The following is a 16,611-nucleotide window of genomic DNA, read 5'->3' on the forward strand; positions in this document are numbered from 1 at the left end:
ACGCCCCCTACCGCCACGCCACGGCGAGAATGACGGTGGCTGCGATCACACCGACAATCATCGCCAGTGCGTAATGGGCCACGACGCCCGTCTGGAGCCGCCGCAGCGCCCCGCCACCGCGCAGGATCGAGTGGGCGACGCCGTTCACGACGCCATCCACGGCGACGACATCGATCCGCAGTCCTGCCCGCGCCGCGCGATTGAGGAGAGGCAGCGCTGCTGTCTCCGATGCGTTGCTCACCGCCTGCTCGTAGCGCGCGAGCGGCTTTTCGGCGAACCACATGAATGCCCGCGCTCCCTTGCGATAGAACCAGTCGGTGTCGAGGCTGATCGTATTCTCGGGGTCGAGCGCCCTGAGGAACAGTATAAAACCCAGGGCGGTAAACATCAGTATGCCGAGGCTCTCGGTGACATGGGATCCCGTATAGGGTTCGAAGTCGACCGGGTATGGCAGGAGCGCGTAGAGCGGCTGCGGAAAAACCCCGATCGCGATGCAGAGTGCGGCCGCCATGGCCATTGCGACCAGCATGTTTGCTGGCGGCTCCCGCGCCTGAAGCTTCCGGTCCGTACCGAAGAACATGTAATAGGGTAGCTTGAGCCCGGTGTGCAGGAAAGTGCCGGAGGACGCCATGGTCAGGGCCAGCACCACGAGCGCCCGATGATCCTCGCCCGCAGCGGCAATCACCATCGACTTGGTCACGAAGCCCGAGAAGAATGGAAATGCCGAGATCGCGAAAGCACCGATCATGTAGAGTGCAACGGTTACCGGCATGCTCTTGTAGAGCCCGCCGAGTTCGGTCAGCTTGCGCCTGCCCGTAACATAGATCACCGCCCCGGCGCCCATGAACAATAGGGACTTGTAGAGGATGTGCGCGAAGGCATGACTTGTGGCCCCGTTAACCGCCAACTCGGTTCCGATCCCGATGCCGGCCACCATGTAGCCCACTTGACTGACGATGTGATAGGCCAGGAGGCGCCGGCAGTCGTTTTCCAGGACCGCATAGACGACGCCGTAAAGCGCCATCGCGGTGCCAAGCCAGACAAGAAGCTCGGTTCCTGGAAAGGCACGGGCGAGCACATAGACCGCGGTCTTCGTGGTGAAGGCGCTCATGAACACTGCTCCCGTCACGGTCGCCTCGGGATAGGCGTCTGTCAGCCAGGCGTTGAGCGGTGGTACGGCAGCGTTGAGCAGGAACCCTGCAAGGATCAGGTAAGTGCCGGTGCCCATTTCCCCGATCGGTCCGAAGAGGAGCGATCCTGTTGAATGTCCATGGAGAATGATACCGCCAAGCAGGACGACGCCCCCCGTCACATGGACCATAATGTACCGGAAACCGGCGCCGATGGCTCGCTGACCTCCCTGTGCGAAGACCAGATAGGCCGAAGCAAACGCCATGATTTCCCAGAACAGGTAGAGGGTCAGGTAGTCGCCGGCGAACACCACGCCAAGCGAGCTTCCGACGTAGACGAACGCCGCGACGTGCTGGCCGGGGTGAGACAGGTGCAGGGCGTAGACCGTTCCGATCAGAGCCATGATCGCAAAAACCGTGGCGAAGACGATGCTGAGCTTGTCGACCCTGGCAATCAGGATGTCCTGCCCCAGGAACTGCGTCGCCCCGTAGCTGCCCGGCTGCATTGTGACCACTGCAAGCAGGCCCAGCAGCGGGACCAGCACCAGATAGATCCTGCGGATCGGATCCTTAAGGAAAGGGATCGGCACGGCACCGAGAATGAACAGCAGGGCGGGATGGGCGAAGTCAATCATAATAGTCCTCGCGCCGCATGAGCCCACCCTGATGGCCGAGGAATTTGGAAACGAAGATCAGCAGTACACAGGATACGAATCCGTAGACGGCCGACCAGCCCGGCAGGCGGTCCCAGAGATATTCTGCGTGTTCGCGCGGGACCAGAAAGTCCGCGATGACGATAAGAACAAGCGCAAGGTAGAACAGACGGCGTCGCTGGCTGGCATATCTCTCCTCGCCAAAGAAATCGACCACGCGCTTGATCATCTGACAACTCCTTCCGCCAGAGCGAGGAAATAGTTGGGAAAGACACCCATCGAGACGGACAGGATCGCGGTTGCGACCAACGGGATCGTCATCATCGGAATTTCCCGGACCGTTTCCGGGCTCCCCTCCGCCTCCGTCCTGAAGAAGGCGAGATAGGTCACTGGCAGGAAATAGGCGGCGTTCAGAACCGAACTCACCAAAAGCACGATCAGGAAGGCAACATCCCCCGCCTGCATGGAGCCCAGCGTCAGATACCATTTACTGACGAAACCCGCGGTCGGGGGCACCCCGATCATGCTCAGCGACCCGACGAAGAACGCCCCCATCGTCCAGGGCAGCCGGCGGCCGATCCCGGCCATGTCGCTGATGTTGCGCTTCCCCGAGGCGCAATAGATCGACCCGGCGCAGAAAAACAGGGTGATCTTGGAGAAGGCGTGCGCCGCAATGTGGATGATGCCGCCGACCATGGCGACCGGCGACAGCAGGACCGCGCCGAGCACGATATAGGAGAGCTGGCTGACCGTCGAATAGGCGAGCCTCGCCTTCAGGTCGTCCCGCGTGAGCGCGTAGACAGACGCCATCAGGATCGTGAACGAGACCAGATACGCCGTAGCGATGCCAAGATGCAGACTGCCCATCAGCCCGGTGCCGAAGACGTGAAAAACCACCCGCAATACGCAAAAGACGCCCATCTTGACGACGGCCACGGCATGCAGGAGCGCGCTGACAGGTGTCGGCGCCACCATCGCGGCTGGCAGCCAGGCGTGCATCGGCATCACCGCAGCCTTGGCAAAGCCGAAGAGATAGCAGAAGTAGACCACCGTCAGCAGCGCTGCAGTAGCATTACCCCCCGCCAGCAGACCACCCGCCACAAAGTCGAGCGATCCCGCAATCGAGTAGGTCAGCGCCAGAGCGGCCAGAAGTGCGCTCTTCGAGGCGCCCATCAGATAGACGAGGTATTTGCGGCTGCCCGTCCATGCCGCTTCGTCCTCGTGGTGATAGACGAGCGGGTAGGTAACGAGGCTGAGCACTTCGTAAAAGATCACCAGTGTGAACAGATTGGCCGCGAAGGCGCCGCCGGCGGCGGCCGCAAGGCTGCTGGCGAAGCAGGCGAAGAACCGGGTCTGCGCGTGCTCCTTCAAATGTCGCATGTAGCCTATGGAATAGATCGCCGCCGCGATCCACAACAGCGATGAGACGGTGGCAAACACCATGCCGAGCGCGTCGACCCGGAAGGCAAAGTCAATCCCCGGCAGGATCTCGAACAGGCGCAAGTCGATTGTCCCGCCGGAAAGCACTGTTGGTGCCATCGAGGCGACAATCGTAAACATGGCGACCGCGGCGATCGGCGAGACGGTGTCGCGGAGTTTCTCGCGGTTGTTCAAAAGGAGAATCGCAAGGGCCGCCAGACCTGGTATGGCGATGGCAAGCAGCGGCCGGATCGATGTCACCGGGTCCAAACCGCTATCCTTTCATCATCGTCACATCGTCGACCTTGAGAGTGGATTTGTTCCTCACAAAGGCGACAAGGATGCCAAGGGCGACTGCAACTTCCGCCGCGGTGATCGCGATGACGAAGATCGCGAAAACCTGGCCGCGGAAATCGCCATGCTGGCGCCCAAATGCGATGAAGTTGATGTTGACCGAGTTGAGCAGCAGCTCCAGCGACATCAGTACGACCAGGATATTGCGTCTCAGCAAGACGCCGGCGGCCCCAATCACGAAGACGACCACTCCGAGCAGGATGAACCAGGAGAGCGGAACCATTATCGCTCGTCCTTTCTCGCCAGCACGATGGCGCCGACCAGGGCGGCCAGCAGGATGACGGAGGCTGTTTCAAACGGCAGCAGGTAGTCGGCGAAAAGCGCCGTGCTAAGTTGCCTGACCGTGTCGCCGCTTGATATTGCGGGGGGCAACGCAACCGAAAAGCGGCTGCTCCAGAGCACCAACGCAAGCATCTCGATCCCAAGCAGGACCAGCAGCACAAGAGCGGGCAGGTTGGGGCCCGGCAAGAACCGCTGCAACACGGCTTCGCGTACATCGATCATCATGATCACGAACAGGAAGAGGACCATGATCGCGCCGACATAGACGAATATCTGGATGACGGCGGGCAACGGTGCATCAAGCAGGATGAAGATTGCCGAGATCTGCAGGAAGCAGGCCATCAACGCCAATGCGCTATGAACGGGATTGCGCGCCACGACCACAATGAGGGCCGCAATCACGCACACCGTCGCGAACAGAAGAAAAAACCCCTGACCCATCGACGCGACCCTCCCACGCAAACCGTCACCCAGCGCGAGATGGCCGGATTTGAGATAGTTGCGCACCTGAGGTGCATTTATAAATTGTGCCCTAGTCTCGGATCTTTCACAAGATTATTGTCATGGTGGCAGAAAGCGCGGGCCAACCCGCGTAGGGCGAACAATGCTCAAGAGAACCACTGGCGGGGGAGCCACGGGTTCCGTCACCTGCGCGCTCTGCGTCGCTGCGACGCGCCAGGAAACTCCGTCTAGCCGCTGGCTCAAAACCGAAAGCACATTATCGGAGCTGGTCAAGCGCAGGGTGAGGTTCACGCAACCCATATCTGAGGCTTGACGAGCGCGATATTGGTTGCACGTCAGCGAGCCTCCGGAAGGCACTCGATGTGCTACAGATCCTGCTTCATCACGCCGTGATCTGGGTGTGCGTTTGCACCGCCCGACAGCAGCGTCGCGATCCACTTTCCAGATGGCGTGCCTGCGCAATAGACGATGAAGGCGATCAGAATAGGCACGCCGATGAAGGCACCGGAGATGCCCCACATGAAGCTCCAGAAGAAGACTGCGAAAATGACGGCAAAGGGAGATATTGCCAGCGACGCGCCGGTAAGGCGCGGCTCCAGATAGCTCCCGATGATGAACTGGATCACGTTCAGACTTGCGAAAATCAAGACCACGGATTGCCATTTCTCGAATTGGGCAATGGCAAACAGCGTTGGGAGCGCGGTTGCGACAAACGGTCCGAGGAAGGGGATGTAGTTGAGCGCGAATGCGATCGCGCCCCAAGCGGTGGCAAGTTCAAGCCCCGCACCCAGCGCAAACAGCCAGACCACCAGTCCGGTCAGGATACTGGCAAACGTCCGCACGGTCATGAAACGACGCAGCTTGGCACCAATCACGCGATTGGCAGTCAGGATACGCATTCCGTGCGGTTGCGCTGCGGGAGAGACAAGGCGTTTGTTAAGGTCCTCGACCTCGAGGAGGCCGAGCATGACGAAGATGAAGACCAGCAGCGCAAAGCCGGCAAAGCTGTTCAAGCGGCCGGCCATTCCCTGCACGAAACCAACCAGCCAGGCAACATCGAAACGGTCGGCCAGGGGACCAGCGACCGCAAGGCCCCGCTCCTCCAGCCAATTTGTCCAGTCGACATAGACCGCCTGGAAACGGTCAGCATTGACGAACAGCCATTGCGCGAGCTTGCCAAACCCCCACGCTACCGCAGACCCGATCGCGACGATAACGGTCATTGTGACGATCAGTGTTATCAGGAGGGCGACGAGCTTGGGAAGCCAGCGCTGCAGGGCGGCCTGGCATGGCCAGACCAGCGCTATGACAAAGAGCGAAAAGATCAGGGGCGCAAAGATCGATTGGGCGACATAAAGCAAAGCAAGCACCAAAATACCGGTTGCTATCGAACCGATCATGCGACCACCGCCAGCTTCCTGCATGCTCGCCCCTTGAATAGTAATAGAGTTTCCGGATGCCGGCCGATGATAGCGGAGCTCGACGGCAAATTGAATACTTCGCGCAGGACTGGAATTTATCTACCGCAACTGCTGCGGATAGCTTAGAACAATGACGTGCTTCGGCTCATGCATGTTGCCACGGGAGCGACCGGACCGCTTGTCTTTGTTGTTGACCCTTTTGATTAGCTTGCCAGAAGATTAGGTCGAGCCCGTGTCCTCAATCCGTTTGTCGGTCATTGTTGTCATCCTGTTGGCTCTCGTCGGTTGTGGAGGACCGCGTGCGGTCCTTGGCCTCCCCGTCGCATCATCATCAGGCGCAGAACCGCGAGCCATCGTTCCGATCTATGTCGCGACCAACCGCGCCCGATCCAACAATCTCTCCCTGCCATACTCGGCTGAGCGGTCGAATACGCTGAATTTTGCAGAAATCGACGTTGGGATCCCGCAAAACCATGTTGCCGGCCGCGTCGAGAAAAGTGGCAGGGCCCCCGATCCGAGAAGGCACTTTTCGGCACGAACCTATCAGCCAATTGCCGGGCGAGAGGACTTCATCCGACGGCTGAATGCGGCGCTGGCGCAGAAGGCGCCTGAAAACCGTGAGATCTTCATCTTCGTCCACGGTTACAACAACAACTTCGCCGACAGTGTCTTTCGAAACGCCCAGATCAGCTACGACTTCGATGTCAAGTCGGTCTCGTTGCATTACGCCTGGCCGTCAGGCGCGTCGGTTCCGCTCTACGTCTTTGATCGTGACAGCGCCCTTGTTGGCCGGCGGGGCCTTGCCGAAACAATCGAGATCGCAGCCGAAACCAATGCGAAGCGAATAATCCTGGTTGGACATTCCATGGGCGCCTATGTCGTCACCGAGGCCCTGCGCGATCTCGCCCTCAGGGGGCGCACCAGTGCATTGAAGCGGCTGGGGGGCGTGGTTCTTGCTGCGCCCGATATCGATGTCGACGTGTTCCTCAGCCAGCTTGACGACATTGGTGACATACCGAGACCGTTTACAATCATCGTCTCGCGCCGTGATCGCGCGCTCGGGTTTTCCCGGCGATTGGCAGGCGGCCGTCCGCGCGTCGGCAGTGGCTCCGAGCTCGCCGTCCTTCAGGCGAGAGAGATCGCGGTCATCGATGTCTCTGCTGTTGATGGCGGCACACACAGCGTCTTTGCGAGTTCACCGACGCTGATGGACGTGGTCAACAATGATACTTTGATGCGTGGTCTTATCAGAGATGACGAGCCCCCCGCCGGCCAGACAATGCTTGCCGACGGCGCATCGGTGATCGAAGGCGCTGCATCGCTGATCGTTTTTCTGCCGAGCCGCATTCTGGGCGGGATCACACAGGCAGCCGCCAGCCAATAGCCATCGTGCCGGATTGCCGGCGCGATGCGCTTGGCCCCAGCTTCGCTTGCTTCAGTAACTGCAGGGCCGATCGTTGCCAAATCCGCCACTGCACGCTGGCCGCAGTGCAAAGTCGGCATTGTGAGCGCCATACCCGACTGACCCCGTCGTCCTGGGAGCCTCCGAGCTCGTCGAACACGCCGTTGCGACGCCCGCGACGGCGACCACTATTCCCAGGCACATCATTTTTCGAAGCGTTTTCATTGCATCCACCCCTACATAGCCTGCCACCAGTTGTGACAGAAACTAGTTCGCGGCGGGATCGGGGAAACGGCACGTCAGATCAACACTTCGGCATCGAACGCTGCCAAGGGCGTCTTTCTGCAGTCGTAAGGCCGCCCTTCACCAGTTTGGCACGGCGTATGCATGACCTTTGCCGGGGTTCCTTTGTCAGGAGGGAAAAATGACGGCTTTGGTTACCGATATCGTCAGCGCCACTGGTCAGCTTGAAGCAGCGATTCTCGATGCGACCACTGCAGATCCGGACATACTGGTCTGCTCCAAGTCCATGAGAGAGAAAGCAAAATTTCTCCCGCAGGTTTTGGTGGAGCACTACCCGGAACTCTTCTGGATCGAGAGCGAGCTGCGCGGCGTATTTGAAGCCTGCTCTGATGCTATTGATCGCAAATCAGTCAATCCGTTGGTCGCAAAAGCGGCAATCTCGATCGCGGAGGAATACCGGCAGGTCATCGATGAGGTGAGGCGAAACAACTGACGGCTCACAAGAGCCGGCATCAGTTCGGATTACCCGTCACAATCGCGTCCAGATAAGCGAGACGCAGATCACCTTCATCGTGCAGCCGCGCATACGCACGGTGTCGCCGCTCAGGGTCAGTACGCCAGTGAATGTCTTCTTGCTCTCGGGCTCGACAATGCTGCCGGTGAAATTGCCGTTGCTGCCTTTGAATGAGCCTATGCGCCTTCCCGCATTATTCCCGGTTTTCATGGTAATGCAGTAGCCTTGGGCGCATTCGTCGATGGTCGCGGTGGTGCCGACTTGTGTCTTCCAGTTACCCACAACAGGCTCTTGAGCCAGAGCGGTGAAGGTCACGAGCGCCATTGGCGCGGTGATCAGTGCCAGCCTTAGCATGGTTTGCTCCCCTTCTTTGGCAATCAGGGTGAGGCCGTGGGAGGCCTAAAGCGTTCCACTATACGCCCCGATGGCGCCCCGCTCCAGCGCTGCGTGCTCCCCTTGCTGTCTCGGCAGGTCATGCGCCCGGGACTGGTGTTAGGCAGACCCGGGCGATTGTTGCTGTCGGCTCAGGGTTCCAGCCACCTCACCTGTTCTGGTGTGAGCTTGATGTCGAGCGCCGAGAGGCTGTCTTCCAGTTCGGCGATAGTGCGCGGCCCGATCAGGGGAATGACCGGGAAAGGCTGGGCGATCACATAGGCGAGCGCGATATGGATCGGGCTGCGGCCGAGCTTGGTTGCCAGCTCGATGGCCTTGTCCCGGCGGTCGAAGTTGCGATCCGAATACCAGCAACGGACGATTTCTTCATCGTCGTGCTTGCCGCGGCCCGCACGGTCGGTAAAGAAGCCTCGGCCCTGGCTCGACCAGGCGAAGTTCGGGATCTGCTTTGCGTTCAGCCATTTCTTCCAGTCGTCGTCAGAGGCCGCCACGCATCCAGCCCAGATCGGATCAAGCATTTCGGCAAGCGAGAAGTTGTTGGATAGGGCAGCCGGCGCCGTCTTGCCGTTCTTGGCCGCATATGCTGCAGCTTCGTCCATGCGTTCGCGGGTCCAGTTCGACCCGCCGAAAATGCCGCGGATCCGACCGCGCCTGACTTCCGCGTCCATAGCATCGACAAACTCGCCGACCGGAATATCGGTGTTGTCGCGATGCATGAAGTAGATGTCGACGTAATCGGTCTTCAGTCGGTTCAACGACTGATCGAGCTGCTTGCTGATCACATCGGGATAGCAAAGTGGGGAGTGAACGCCCTTCCCGATCAGCACGATCTCGTCGCGCGGAACTTTCCGGCTCGTATGCCAATCACCAAAGATGGCCTCCGTTTTGCCGCCGCCATAGACGAAGGCCGTGTCGAAGACGTTGCCGCCTGCCTCGTAGAAGGCGTCGAGGGTCAGCGACGCGGCAGCGAAATTCGGGAAAAACTCGAAGCCGAGAGTGACGACCGAAGCAGGCTTGGAAATGCCGGGGATCTGCCGCTGTGGAATACTGCTGCCACGCCGAACGATACCGCCTGCAAGGTTCGTGGTCCGCCTGTCTGACTTCTCGACCCCATATTCCAGGCCGATCGAGGCGCGCCATTGATCGAGAACGCGCAGGTTTCCGATGGAATCGCTCCAGCCCATGCCGGGTGCGCGGAATTCTTTTTCGCCGGCTCGGATTGCATCGCCGGCTGCGTCTACTTCAAATGAATAGAGCCAGCGGTCTTCCTTGACCTCGACGGTCTGCTGCTCGCTGCCCTTGAAGATCTCGATCCGACCGACGCCGCCCTTGTGACCGGAGGCAAACCAGAAGTCCTTGACCTCGATGCGACCCTCCGAACCGATGATGCGCAGCGTGTTGTCCTGTTGCGCCATGATGGAGCAGGACACTTCGGCGATAACGCCGTTCGGAAATTTCAGGACCGCGGAGGCCCATTCATCGACACCCGACTGACCGAGATGGCCGACACCGGAGACCTTGTCCGGTTCGAGGAACGCTTTGCCCTCGGCAGCACCCGCAATCAACCGCGCCATGGAGACCGGATAGCCGCCGACGTCGAGGATGCCGCCACCGGCGGTATCATTGGAAAAGAGACGGTGTTCGGGTTTGAACGAGCCCATGTTGAAACCAAAGCTCGAACGGATGATCCGTATAGTGCCAATGACGCCGCTCTTGACCAGTTCGACGATCTTGGCCGTCTGCGGGTGAACCCGATACATGAAGGCTTCCCCGGCGAAGACGCCTGCCTTTTTGGCTTCATGATAGATCGCATCGGCATCGAACGCGGAAAGCGCAATTGGCTTTTCGACAAGAACGTGCTTGCCTGACCGGATCGCCTTGATCGCCCATTCAGCATGGCCGGTATGAGGGGTCGCGATATAGATCGCGTCGATCTCTGCATCTGTCAGCAGCGCGTCATAGCCTTTGACGATCCGGGCGCCTGGGAAGTTTTCGACAAGCCCCGGCTTTTCCGGATTGCGGGTGGCGATGGCAACGAGCTTTCCGGTGCGCGAATGGGCGATACCGTCCGCGAAGGTGCGGGCGATGGTACCCGGGCCGATGATGCCCCAACGGATCGGTTGGTCTGTGCTCATGGGAATTCCTCTTTCATTGAATAGGTCTTGGGATGAGGTGGCAGTCACCGGAGGCGGTTGCCGGCGCTGTCGAACAGGAAGCTGCGGTTGGCGCTCAGACCGACAGTCAGCGTGTTGCGATTGCCGGCCGCCCGCGATTCAGGACGCTCGATGATCAGCTGTTCGCCTGCCGCCGTGGTCGCATAGATGTAGCTGGTGTTGCCGAGGTGTTCAGCGACATCGATCGTGACGGTAAGATCCGCATCGCCCTGCCCCGCGTCGACGAAGTGCTCCGGGCGCAACCCAAGCGTTACCGACTGGCCAGCCTCGAGCGCGCCTGTTAACGGCATGGTCAGACGAACATTCTTGTCACCGGCGACCGCAACGGTGACGCCTGCCGCATTCTGTTCCAGGATTTCGGCCTTGAGGAAGTTCATTTTCGGCGAACCGACGAAGCCGGCAACGAACTGGTTGGCGGGATCATCATAAAGGTCGAGCGGCGCGCCCACCTGCTCGATGTTGCCGGCCCGCAGGACGACGATCTTGTCGGCGAGCGTCATCGCTTCGGTCTGGTCGTGGGTAACATAGATCATCGTCGTACCGAGTTGCTTGTGCAGTCGTGATATCTCGACACGCATCTGCACCCGCAGTTCGGCATCCAGGTTCGACAGCGGTTCATCGAACAGGAAGACCTGCGGTTCGCGCACGATGGCGCGGCCGATGGCGACGCGCTGGCGCTGGCCGCCCGACAGTTGCTTCGGCCGTCGCTGCATCAACTCGTTGATCTGCAGGATGTTGGCCGCGTGCTTGACGCGCTTTTCCGTATCCTGCTTCGGGTTGCCGTTCATGCGCAGGCCGAAGCTCAGATTTTCCTCGACAGTCATGTGCGGGTAGAGCGCGTAGGACTGGAAGACCATGGCGATGCCGCGCTCGGCAGGTTCGACGTCATTGACGACCTTGCCGCCGATATTGATCTCGCCGCCCGAGATATCCTCAAGGCCCGCGATCATGCGAAGCAATGTCGACTTGCCGCAGCCGGAAGGGCCGACGAAGACAACAAATTCGCCGTCCTTCACTTCAAGATTGGCACCATGGATGATTTCCAGCGTGCCGAAGCGCTTGACGACATTTTTCAACGAAAGTTCCGACATCAGGCGTTCCCCGATTATTTGACTGCGCCGGCCGCGATGCCGGCGATGAAGTGGCGTTGCAGGAACACAAAGACGACCAGGATCGGGGCTGTCAGCATGATCGCACCCGCCATGATGCCTCCCCAGGACACCTTGGTCAGGCCGATCAGCGTTCCAAGGGCCACAGGCGCCGTCATCATTCCGGGCTTGGAGTTGATGAGGAGCGGCCAGAGATAGTTGTTCCAGGAGTGCAGGAAGAGGATGATGGCCAGCGCGGCCATCGTCGGCCTTGCAAGCGGCAGGGCGATGCGGAGGAAGATTTGCCACTCCTTGACGCCCTCGACACGTGCGGCATCGAAGAGCTCGCCGGGCATCATCGAAAAGGCCTGACGCATGAAAAGAACGCCGAGGGAATTGAAGAGCGGCGGGACAATCAAGGCGATCCACGTGTTGGCCAGCCTGAATTCGCGGGCCACCATGATGAACTGCGGGATGACCACGACGGCAAAGGGCAGCGTGATGGTCCCAAGAATGATGCCAATGACGATCGACCGCCCGACGAAGCGGTAGCGCGCCAGCGCCCAGCCGGCCATCGAAGTGAGAAGCACCGACAGGAACGTATAGATCGCCGCGACGCCGATGGAGATGAACATCGCGCGGAGGAAGTCGGTGTCCGCCTGCAGGTTTTTAAAGTTCTCGACGAAATTGGTCGACGGCCAGAGCACAATCTCGGGGCTGAAGATGCCGAAATCCGACATCGTGGAAAAGACGAACATCATCCATAGCGGAAACAGCCAGATGATGGCGAGCGGCGTCAGGACGGCATGAAGAGCGATCTGTCGCAGCAGCAGGGATTGAGACTTCGATCTCATTTGGGTTCCCTTCCGATCCAGAGGTTGAGCAGCGAAATCGCCACCGCCAGAGCTGCCATCGTGTAGGCGACAGCGGAGGCGTATCCGAAATTGAGAGAGCGGAAACCTTCGCGATAAAGCAGCAGGCCAAGCGTTTCGGTTCCACCGCCCGGGCCGCCTCGATTGGTGATCAAGAATGGCTCGGTAAACAGCTGCATCGTGCCGATGACCGACAGGATGACGCAAAACAGGATGATCGGTTTCAGGAGCGGCAGGGTGATGTGGAAGAACTGCTGTGTCTTGCTGACGCGATCGAGCGTTGCTGCCTCGTAGACGTCGTCTGGAATGGATTGCAGGCCGGCAAGTATGATGATCGCGTTGTAGCCAGCCCAGCGCCACGTCACCGCGATGATGATCAGGGCCATTGCGGCGTTCGCATTGTCAAACCAGGAGACCGCCGGGAGGCCAACCAAGGTGATAATCTTGTTGATGATCCCGAAATCGAAGCTGAACATCAGGCGGAAGACTGCGGAATAGGCCACTTCGCCGACGACGACGGGTGCGAAAAACGCAAAGCGAAACAGTGGCCGCGCCTTTAGAAGCGGGGAGTTCAGCAGGACCGCCATGACGGTCGCTATCGCGATCATGACCGGCACCTGGATGACCAGGATGATCAGCGTGTTGTAGAGCGCGTTGTAAAAGGCAGGGTCACCAATGAGACGACCCCAGTTAACGCCGGGACTGAATTTCCAGGGATTGACACGCGTATTCTGAAACGAGGTCAGAAACGAACTGATGATCGGCCATATCCAGAAGGTGGCAAATACCAAGAGATAGGGCGCAAGAAAAGCGTAGGCGTTCCGGTTCCGGATCGGCATTCTATTCTCCTCACAGACGAGACGAGCCATCCCTGAGGATGGAGGCCGGGCGCCAAGCGACGCCCGGCACCGTTACTCATTTCGCAAGGGGAAGACCGGTCGCCGTCGCGATCTGTTTTGCGGCGTCGTCAAGCGCGGCCTTCGCATCAGGATAGCCGCCGGCGAAGTACTTGGTCTGCGCTGCCCTGTAGATCGAGTCCGCATCCGTCTGGAACGGCGTCCCGCGGCTTGGAACGATCTTCGGCAGGGTCGAAAGGATATCGGCCCATACCTTCTGGTCGTGCCAGTAGGCCTGTGGTTGGTTGACGAACGGATCCTGGACTGCGGTCAACAGCGACGGGACGAGGCCAAAGGATTTCAGCATCGTCACCTGGCCCTCATTGGTGCCAAGTGCGTAGTTGATGTAGGTCCAGGCTGCTTCCTTGTTCTGGGAATTGGCAGCGATCGCAAGCGACGAGCCGCCGAGATTCGCAGCATGCGGGCCATCTGGCGTCAGGCTTGGCATCATGTAGACGCCCCACTTGCCGGAAAGGTCGGGCGAGCCGGAGCGAATGGTGCCTTCATACCAGCCGCCATACATCTGGCTTGCCACCTTGCCAGCGGTATTGGCCTGGATCTTCTCGTCCCAGATGGCTGCCGTCAGCGTTCCGGCGTCCTTCATCTGCTTGACTTTTTCGAGTGTCGCAACGCAGGCCGGCTGATTGATGGTAATCGTCTGGCCGTCCGTCGAGAAATAGCCGCAGCCCTGCTCGTTGGAAATCATGCGGAACCATTCGCTGTCGCCGTTGAAGTCGGCTTGCGCCATGACGACGCCCGGATTGGCCGCAGAGATCTTCTTGCCAGCAGCAATGAAATCGTCCCAGGACTTGATCGTAGACGGATCAACGCCGGCTTTTTCATAGAAATCACGGCGATAGAAAACGGCGACCGGACCGGAATCCCACGGCATGGCGTAAGCGACATCACCGACTTCAAGCTCCGTGCGCTTGAAATCCGGGAATTTCGCCTGGATTTCGGGAGTGTAGCCCAACTCTTTCAGATTGGCGAAGCAGTCTGGGAAGCGGCTCCAGAAGATTTCCGCCTCGAAGTTTTCCACGCTGACGATGTCGGGCAGTCCTTCGCCACCGGCGGCGCAGGCGGCCAGCATCTTGTCGAAGACCTGCTGGTTGCCGAGATCCTCGACGGTGACCTTGATGTCAGGATGCTGCTTGTTGAAGCCTTCGAGCGTGGACTTCAGCGCCGATGCGGCGATGTTCCAGCTCCAGATGGTCAGATTGCCCGACTGCTGTGCGAAGGCAGAACCGGAAGCAAGAAGTGCGACTGCAGCGGTCGCACCGATGAGTTTGAAGCGCATTGAAAATCCTCCCTTTTCAATTGCCGTCCCTTAGCGAACGCGGCTAGACTATCTACAAGGGAGCCGCTGTCTCCTAAAAAGGGAACATGGACTTGGCGGAAAGTAAGATCGTAAGGCGGGCAGTCTATCAACCGGGAGCGAGCAGCATCGAGGGTTTGCCGACGGCCCTTCAGATGTTTCACAACCATCCACCAGTGATGCTCATGCCTCATTGGCATGTGCAGGTCGAAGTGAATTATATCATGCAGGGTAGCGTGCACTACCGCATGAACGGCCAGAAAATCTCGATGAAGGCGGGCGATATGTGCCTGTTTTGGGGTGGGCAACCGCACCAGATGGACGATTGTTCCGAGGACGCAATCTATGCCGGCGGCCACCTGCCACTGGTCTATTTCTTCCGTATGCGCCTGCCGATCAACATCTCCAGCCGACTGATGAATGGTGAGATCCTGTTCACCTCGGCAACTGATGCGGCCGACCTCGAGAACTTTCCGCGCTGGGTGCGCTATACCAAATCCGGCGATCCCGCCAAGGCGCAGCACGCCGTCGACGAGATGCTGTTGCGGGTGGAGCGAATCGCACTCGAACCCTATTCCATGATCCCGACCCTCGGGCCGACGGATGCCGACGATATCGAGCAATGCTACCCGCAATCGTCGCGAAGCGTGGCGCGTATGTGCGACTTCATCGCCGTCAACTTCCTGCAGGAAATCGATTCGGTCGATATCGCTCGCGCCGCCGATCTTCATCCGAAATATGCGATGAACCTGTTCAAGAAGACGACAGGCATGACGCTCAGCAAATATGTCAATCTGCTGCGTCTGTCACGGGCGCAGGCAATGCTGATGAACGATGAGGCGAACGTCTTGCAGGTCGCGATGGACAGCGGCTTCGGGTCGATCAGCGCCTTCAACAAGTCGTTCCGCCATATCGCCGGCATGTCGCCCTCCGATTTTCGTCGGGATGCGCGCATGGTCACGCAGTATGCGCCCTAGTCCATGGCCTCACAGATTTCGTGTCGTGGCAAACACGTTGTAGACTAGCTCGGCGGAGGCCGACAGTTCCCGTTCCTTGAGCTTGATGAGGCCGAAACCCGGAACGGAGATGTCTCCCTCGATCTGCAGCGCCTTGACGAGACCATGCCTCTCGAGGAGCGCGGCAACAGGCTCGGCGAAGATGCCGAGCCGCTGGCTTTGCAGGATCAACAGCATGGTCAGGAGCGCATCGGAGGTCGAAACGACGCTGGCCGGTACGATGCCATGGCGCCGGATGAAATCATCAATGACCTGCCTGAGGAACGAGCCATGCGGCTGCAGCACCCAGCTCTGGTGCCGGAGGTCGTCCTCGGTGACGACAGGTTTGGCCGAGAGCGGATGATCCACCGCCACGATGACGCGCAGCGTCTCCTGGCCAACAGGCAGATAATCAAACCAGAGTGGGTTCATGCCGCTCGGAATTCGGCAAACGGCAAAGTCGAGCCTCCTGCTCAGCACGTCCTCGAGCAGCACGTCGCTGCTTCCTACAGCGATGCTGATGTCGATTGTCGGATGGGTCTGGAAGATACGTTTGAGCGCGGGGGCGACATAGTCGGCGGCTGGGGTCATGATCGTTCCGAACGCGACGCTGCCGCCCTGCCCGGCTGCAGCGACCACCATTTCGTATTCGGCGCGCTGCGCTTCGGAGATCAACATCTTGGCGTGGCGAACGATCACCTCTCCTTGAGGGGTGGGGATAAGTCCACGGTTGTGTCTCTCGAAGAGCTGGTGTCCGGACATTTGCTCCAACTCGTTCAATGTCCTCGACAGTGCCGGCTGCGAGACGCCGAACATCTCTGCAACGACACCGAGCTTTCCGTGCTCGCTGAGCGCCACGAGCATCTTCAGGTGGCGTAGCCTGAAACCGTCCAATCCCATGCTTGCCTCACTTGATATAAGGGATTTGCATATCAAAATGCGAAAGACTGATTATACATTCCTGTATCGATCAGCTAAGTGCATGACAACAACGGCGT

The 16,611-nt window shown here is 59.4% G+C and carries 16 protein-coding genes; 3 read left to right on the forward strand and 13 right to left on the reverse strand.

Going from position 1 to position 16,611, the window contains the following annotated elements; all coding sequences use genetic code 11:
- Positions 1 to 7: 7 nt before the first annotated feature.
- From AS026_RS08815 to AS026_RS08840, 6 genes are all read right to left on the reverse strand, one after another.
- A complete protein-coding gene (locus AS026_RS08815) occupies positions 8 to 1,765 on the reverse strand; it encodes a Na(+)/H(+) antiporter subunit D (RefSeq protein ID WP_062369404.1) in 1,758 nt (585 codons plus the stop codon).
- Complete coding sequence (locus AS026_RS08820; RefSeq protein WP_025658423.1) at positions 1,758 to 2,012, reverse strand: hypothetical protein; 255 nt, start codon at positions 2,010 to 2,012, stop codon at positions 1,758 to 1,760. The genes AS026_RS08815 and AS026_RS08820 overlap by 8 nt, the downstream gene beginning before the upstream one ends.
- A complete protein-coding gene (locus tag AS026_RS08825; RefSeq protein ID WP_062369405.1) occupies positions 2,009 to 3,472 on the reverse strand; it encodes a monovalent cation/H+ antiporter subunit D family protein in 1,464 nt (487 codons plus the stop codon). Before AS026_RS08825 ends, AS026_RS08820 begins: the two co-directional genes overlap by 4 nt.
- Before the next feature lie 4 nt (positions 3,473 to 3,476).
- Positions 3,477 to 3,779 (reverse strand): NADH-quinone oxidoreductase subunit NuoK, encoded by a 303-nt coding sequence (gene nuoK, locus AS026_RS08830; RefSeq protein WP_018855546.1) that lies wholly within the window; start codon positions 3,777 to 3,779, stop codon positions 3,477 to 3,479.
- On the reverse strand, positions 3,779 to 4,279 hold the full coding sequence (locus AS026_RS08835) for an NADH-quinone oxidoreductase subunit J family protein (protein WP_062369406.1): 501 nt from the start codon (positions 4,277 to 4,279) through the stop codon (positions 3,779 to 3,781). The genes nuoK and AS026_RS08835 overlap by 1 nt, the downstream gene beginning before the upstream one ends.
- A 386-nt stretch (positions 4,280 to 4,665) precedes the next feature.
- Entirely contained in the window at positions 4,666 to 5,724 is a 1,059-nt protein-coding gene (locus AS026_RS08840; RefSeq protein WP_062369407.1) for an AI-2E family transporter, read from the reverse strand.
- A gap of 229 nt (positions 5,725 to 5,953) precedes the next feature.
- Between AS026_RS08840 and AS026_RS08845 the strand changes: the two genes are divergently transcribed.
- Both AS026_RS08845 and AS026_RS08850 read left to right on the forward strand, forming a co-directional pair.
- A complete protein-coding gene (locus tag AS026_RS08845; protein WP_062369408.1) occupies positions 5,954 to 7,105 on the forward strand; it encodes an alpha/beta hydrolase in 1,152 nt (383 codons plus the stop codon).
- A 442-nt stretch (positions 7,106 to 7,547) separates the two neighbouring features.
- A complete protein-coding gene (locus tag AS026_RS08850; protein WP_018855542.1) occupies positions 7,548 to 7,859 on the forward strand; it encodes a hypothetical protein in 312 nt (103 codons plus the stop codon).
- 36 nt (positions 7,860 to 7,895) lie between these two features.
- On the opposite strand, the gene AS026_RS08855 is transcribed toward AS026_RS08850, so the two are convergent.
- The 6 genes from AS026_RS08855 to AS026_RS08880 form a co-directional block, all read right to left on the reverse strand.
- Positions 7,896 to 8,234 (reverse strand): DUF2147 domain-containing protein, encoded by a 339-nt coding sequence (locus AS026_RS08855; RefSeq protein WP_062369409.1) that lies wholly within the window; start codon positions 8,232 to 8,234, stop codon positions 7,896 to 7,898.
- 170 nt (positions 8,235 to 8,404) lie between these two features.
- Positions 8,405 to 10,408: an aldo/keto reductase gene (locus tag AS026_RS08860; RefSeq protein ID WP_062369410.1), complete on the reverse strand. Its 2,004-nt coding sequence runs from the start codon at positions 10,406 to 10,408 to the stop codon at positions 8,405 to 8,407.
- A gap of 44 nt (positions 10,409 to 10,452) precedes the next feature.
- Positions 10,453 to 11,538, reverse strand: coding sequence for an ABC transporter ATP-binding protein (locus AS026_RS08865; protein WP_062369412.1), 1,086 nt, complete (start codon positions 11,536 to 11,538; stop codon positions 10,453 to 10,455).
- A gap of 14 nt (positions 11,539 to 11,552) precedes the next feature.
- Complete coding sequence (locus tag AS026_RS08870; RefSeq protein ID WP_062369415.1) at positions 11,553 to 12,389, reverse strand: carbohydrate ABC transporter permease; 837 nt, start codon at positions 12,387 to 12,389, stop codon at positions 11,553 to 11,555.
- Positions 12,386 to 13,246, reverse strand: a complete 861-nt coding sequence (locus tag AS026_RS08875) for a carbohydrate ABC transporter permease (RefSeq protein ID WP_062369418.1) — start codon at positions 13,244 to 13,246, stop codon at positions 12,386 to 12,388. Before AS026_RS08875 ends, AS026_RS08870 begins: the two co-directional genes overlap by 4 nt.
- Positions 13,247 to 13,322: 76 nt before the next feature.
- A complete protein-coding gene (locus tag AS026_RS08880; protein ID WP_062369421.1) occupies positions 13,323 to 14,600 on the reverse strand; it encodes an ABC transporter substrate-binding protein in 1,278 nt (425 codons plus the stop codon).
- An 86-nt stretch (positions 14,601 to 14,686) separates the two neighbouring features.
- Here AS026_RS08880 and AS026_RS08885 point away from each other — a divergent pair, with 86 nt between their 5' ends.
- Positions 14,687 to 15,595, forward strand: coding sequence for a helix-turn-helix domain-containing protein (locus tag AS026_RS08885; protein ID WP_062369423.1), 909 nt, complete (start codon positions 14,687 to 14,689; stop codon positions 15,593 to 15,595).
- A 9-nt stretch (positions 15,596 to 15,604) separates the two neighbouring features.
- Here the strand turns inward: AS026_RS08885 and AS026_RS08890 are convergent, their stop codons facing one another.
- The gene (locus tag AS026_RS08890; protein WP_025658411.1) at positions 15,605 to 16,513 is read right to left on the reverse strand and encodes a LysR family transcriptional regulator; all 909 of its coding nucleotides are present in this window, start codon (positions 16,511 to 16,513) and stop codon (positions 15,605 to 15,607) included.
- Positions 16,514 to 16,611 lie beyond the last annotated feature (98 nt).

It is taken from the genome of Rhizobium altiplani (assembly GCF_001542405.1).
Lineage (GTDB): Bacteria > Pseudomonadota > Alphaproteobacteria > Rhizobiales > Rhizobiaceae > Rhizobium > Rhizobium altiplani.